Source organism: Lysinibacillus sp. NPDC056185 (genome assembly GCF_047737915.1).
Taxonomy (GTDB): Bacteria; Bacillota; Bacilli; order Bacillales_A; family Planococcaceae; genus Lysinibacillus.
The window spans coordinates 1-4,904 of record NZ_JBLLLQ010000065.1; the positions used below are offsets into that span (position 1 = coordinate 1).

Sequence of the window (4,904 nt, forward strand, 5' to 3'; positions counted from 1 at the left end):
TTGTTGCTGACGCTTCGCTTTCGCACAGATAAAACATTTGTTGCTGACGCTTCGCTTTCGCACAGATAAAACATTTGTTGCTGACGCTTCGCTTTTCTCACAGAGCAAAGCTTCCTTGGACGTCCGATTAGCCCCAAGGAGTCGCCCAATCTCCACTCTAATCAACTTATCCTCATGACATCAGTTTTAACAAAATGTCATCCCAAACTTTGAGTGATGAATCATTTTATATAGTTGACGGATCTAAATCTACCGTCATTAATATTCCCTGTTTAATCCATTCCCCTCGATACATCGCTAAAAGGCGCTGTAATACAGGAATGAGATTTGGTTCAATTTTATATTTTATCAAACATTGATAACGATATCTATTTTGGAGACGACTAATACTTGCAGTTGTTGGTCCAATAATTGCTACCTTGTTTGATAAGTTTTCCCTTAGCCAATCCGCTGCCCTTCCAGCATACTCTGCTGCCATCATGACATCCTCATGAGATATTTGAACAAGTGCTACATAATAATACGGTGGATAGCTAGAGCGGCGACGTAAAAACATTTCACGTTCGTAAAATGGCTCGTAATCTTGTATTTTGGCCAATTCAATTGCATAATGCTCTGGTGTATACGATTGAACAATAACCTCACCATGCTTTTCATGACGTCCAGCTCTACCACTAACCTGCGTTAATAATTGGAATGTACGCTCCGCTGCACGGTAGTCAGGTAGGTGCAGAGATGTATCAGCACTAAGTACACCAACAAGCGTAATATTAGGAAAATCAAGACCTTTAGCAATCATTTGCGTCCCTAGCAAAATATCTGCCTGTCCTTCTCCAAATGCTTGCAAAATTTCTTCATGTGCACCCTTTTGCTTTGTGGTATCAACATCCATTCGGAGAACCCTTGCCTCAGGAAATAGCTTATAAATTTCTTCCTCGACTTTTTGTGTTCCCGTACCGAAATAACGAATATGCTCACTCTGGCATTGTGGACATATTTGAGGAACACGCTCCTCATAACCGCAATAATGACATTTTAATTTCTCGGTTGTCCGATGATACGTTAATGAGATGTCACAGTTCGGACATTGTACAACCGTCCCACAATCACGACAAAGCACAAAAGAAGAATAGCCACGACGATTTAAAAACAGCACCATCTGTTCTTTTTTCTCAAGCCTTATACGTATAGCATCAATAAGCTGCTCCGAAAACATAGAACGATTCCCTTTTTGAAGTTCTTCTCGCATATCGGCAATAAAAACAGTTGGTAGCGGTTGGTGCAAAGCACGTTGCTTTAAGGATAGCAAACTATATACGCCCTTCTTTGCTCTCGCAAATGATTCAAGTGCAGGCGTTGCACTACCTAATATAACAGGACATTTGTAAAATTCACTTCGCCAAATCGCTACATCTCTAGCATGATAACGAGGTGAATCTTCTTGCTTGTAGGTTGATTCATGCTCTTCATCTAAAATAATGAGGCCTAAATTTGTAAAAGGTGCGAAAATGGCTGAACGAGCTCCAACAACAACACTTACTTTTCCTTGCTGAATTTTACGCCATTCATCATACTTTTCACCGACAGATAAGCCACTATGCATCACAGCAACCATCTCACCAAAACGACTACGAAAACGCTCTGTCATTTGTGGTGTTAATGATATTTCAGGCACTAGCATAATGGCTTCCTTACCTTCATCTAACACCTTTTGTATCGCTTGCAAATATATTTCAGTTTTACCGCTTCCTGTGACGCCGTGTAGTAAAAAAGTTTGCGCAGTCCGTTCTTCCATCGACCCGTTAATAGCCTTAAGTGCAATGTGCTGCTCTTCCGTCAATTGTAAAGATTGCGTACGGGAAACCTCCTTCGTAAAGGGATCACGATACACCTCTTCTTGTATAAAATGGGCGGCCCTTTTGTCAATAACAGACTGTAATACCGCGGGAGATGCACCTGTTTCCTCATAGATTTTCTGTGGCAAAAGGACCTCTCCTAGGTGACTGCCCATCCATTCAATCAGCTGGCGTTGTTTAGCTGCTCTCACTGCACCTTCCATTGCTTTGTGGATATCTTGCTGATGATCGGAAATTTTGACCATCCGTATTTCTTTCACATTGCCTTGCTGCTTCACAACATTTTCTATTTTTACAATTTTATTAGTAATAAGCTGTTTTAATAAAGGAAGTAATTCTGCACGCTCGAATTCTTTGAAATTAGCCTGTTGTCGCTTACCAAAAATAGCTTGCGCCTCATCTGGCAAAGCATCTTTCTCCTCTGATAGCGTTATGATTTTTTCATACTTCGCTCGAAGCGCTGATGGGAGCATGACCTGTAAGGCATCAATTTCATAACAAATCGTTTCGTTTTTCAACCACTTCGCCATTAACAGCATTTCTTCGGTCAATACCGGCTCTATATCTAAAATTTGCGCAATAGACTTTAATTTATTAGATGGTACTTCTGTTTCATTTTTTAATCCGACCACAAAGCCTAGAACATTTCTTGGCCCAAACGGTACTTTTACACGACAGCCCATCTCGATAATATGTGCCCATTCTGTAGGCACTTCGTAGTCAAATGGACGATCTACATGGTATGTTGAAACATCCACTATAACCTCTGCAATCAACAAACTCATTGCTTCTCACCTTGTAATACATATGTCCAAAATGCTTGCGCAAACTGCATGACATTTGTCGTATCCCATATTTGACCTTTTACTTCTGCCGTGTCACTAAAATCAATCCACGTGTTAGACGTAATTGTTAACATTGGCTTTCCAATAACCTTTTGCCCAAAAGTTATTACGGTCATGCCTTCTACGGATAGTATCGGTGCCCCTTCAATTGTAGGCGTATTTGCTGCATGGATAAAAAATGCAGATGGATATTGCTTTTTATAATCTTCAAGCTGCTCAAAGAGTTTATGCACGCTTGTTTCGTCCTCATCTATGAGGATTACATTTGCCCCAAGTGTTTTTGCCTCTTTTGCTATTGCCTGACCAATTCTACTATTCGCCTGCGTACTAATTACATGGTGCTCGTCCATTGGAACATAAGACGCCCCAGCTGTAACCACTACCGTTTTACCAGCTAATAGCTTAAGCTTCTCTGAAAAAAATTCTTGCACAATCGCCGTAATTTTTTCTGGCTCCTCTAAACGACCTTTGCCAACATAGCCACATGCCAAAAATCCTTCCGAAGGCTCAATAAATTGATAGCCATCAGATTGTAACTGAGCCAAATTTCGTTTTACCGCTGGATGGTCATACATATGTACATTCATCGCTGGTGCAAGCCATACAGGGACAGTAGTTGCAAGCAAGGTCGTCGTTACCATATCGTCTGCAATTCCATTCGCCAGTTTACCTATGACATTTGCGGTAGCTGGTGCAACTAAAATTAAATCTGCCCAATCCGCCAAATCAATATGGGCAATAACACTCGAATCCTTTTCATCAAAAGTATCGAAAAAAACATCATTTTTGGACATAACTTGAAAGCTCAGCGGATTCACAAATTGTCTTGCTGATGCTGTCATGATAACCTTTACATTTGCTCCTGCCTGAGATAGCTTGCTAACTAGAGCGACAGCCTTATAAACTGCTATGCCACCTGAAACACAAAGTAAAATATTTTTATTCATGCACAATCGTCCTTTCAAATGATAAGCTCCCAAAGGAACATTCCCCGGGAGCTCTCGACATTCTGTATAATCAAAAATCCACTGCAGACTTTAACATTAATTTGGCAAAAGCTTATTTATCAATGTTAGATTTCGTCTTCATACACAGTTGACTCATCCTGTGATACTTTCGTAAGTACACCTGCCGCTACTTCTTCAAGCGCTTTCCCTACGTATTTATGGGAAACATACTTGTGTAAACGTTCAGTGTCTTGTTCCTCTTGCATTTGACGAGCACGTTTAGATGCTAGACTTACTAAAGAGTATTTTGAATCGATTTCTTTTTTTAATGTATCTACTGATGGGTATAACATAGGTTTATTCTCCTCTCAACATTGACAAATATCTTTTTTCAACACGTTCTCTACGACAATGCTCTGCTTTAATAATCGCATTTATACGATCACAAGCATTTGTCACTTCATCATTTTCAACTACATAATCATAAAGGCTCATCATTTCGAGCTCTTCGCTTGCAGTTGCAATACGCTTCGCAATAACGTCTGCTGTTTCCGTCCCTCGACCAACTAAACGGTCTTTTAATTCCGTTAAGCTTGGTGGGGCTAAGAAAATAAATAATGCATCTGGTGCCTTTTTGCGGATTTGTGCAGCACCTTGCACTTCAATTTCTAAAAACACATCACGTCCTGCATCAAGTGTTTCATTTACGTAGGCTAACGGCGTTCCGTAATAATTCCCTACAAATTCAGCATGCTCCAATAAGCCACCCTGTTCAATCAACGCTTCAAATTCTTCACGTGTCTTGAAAAAATAGTCTACACCATCTACTTCACCTTCGCGAGGATTTCGTGTTGTCATCGAGATGGAATACTCATAATTCGTATTCGGCTGAGAAAATAATTCTTTTCGCACTGTCCCTTTACCTACACCAGATGGGCCAGACAGAACAATTAATAATCCACGTTCTTTTATCATTTATTCTCTATATCTCCCTTAATTTATAACAGATACAAAGCAAGCTATTCGATATTTTGAACTTGCTCGCGCATCTTTTCTAAAATTGTTTTCGCCTGAACTACTGCAACGGCCGCCTCTGTTGATTGATTTTTTGAACCAATCGTATTGATCTCGCGGTGTATTTCCTGCATTAAAAAGTCTAATTTACGGCCAACTGAAATCGTTTCTTGTAATGTTTCTTCCAGTTGATTAAAATGACTATCTAATCGGTCCAATTCTTCAGTGATGTCCACACGTTC

5 protein-coding genes are annotated in these 4,904 nt (G+C 40.1%); all 5 read right to left on the reverse strand.

Going from position 1 to position 4,904, the window contains the following annotated elements; translation table 11 throughout:
* Positions 1-226: 226 nt before the first annotated feature.
* Positions 227-2,641 carry a primosomal protein N' gene (gene priA, locus ACMZ42_RS26755; RefSeq protein ID WP_415733375.1) on the reverse strand — a complete coding sequence of 805 codons (2,415 nt, stop codon included), beginning with the start codon at positions 2,639-2,641 and terminating at the stop codon, positions 227-229.
* Positions 2,638-3,648 carry a bifunctional phosphopantothenoylcysteine decarboxylase/phosphopantothenate--cysteine ligase CoaBC gene (gene coaBC, locus ACMZ42_RS26760; protein WP_415733376.1) on the reverse strand — a complete coding sequence of 337 codons (1,011 nt, stop codon included), beginning with the start codon at positions 3,646-3,648 and terminating at the stop codon, positions 2,638-2,640. Before coaBC ends, priA begins: the two co-directional genes overlap by 4 nt.
* Before the next feature lie 125 nt (positions 3,649-3,773).
* Positions 3,774-4,001: a DNA-directed RNA polymerase subunit omega gene (rpoZ, locus tag ACMZ42_RS26765; protein WP_053483349.1), complete on the reverse strand. Its 228-nt coding sequence runs from the start codon at positions 3,999-4,001 to the stop codon at positions 3,774-3,776.
* Between the two features lie 4 nt (positions 4,002-4,005).
* Positions 4,006-4,623, reverse strand: a complete 618-nt coding sequence (gene gmk / locus ACMZ42_RS26770; RefSeq protein ID WP_132357484.1) for a guanylate kinase — start codon at positions 4,621-4,623, stop codon at positions 4,006-4,008.
* 44 nt (positions 4,624-4,667) lie between these two features.
* On the reverse strand, positions 4,668-4,904 hold a 237-nt coding region (locus tag ACMZ42_RS26775; protein WP_415733377.1), incomplete at its 5' end, for an endoribonuclease YicC domain-containing protein.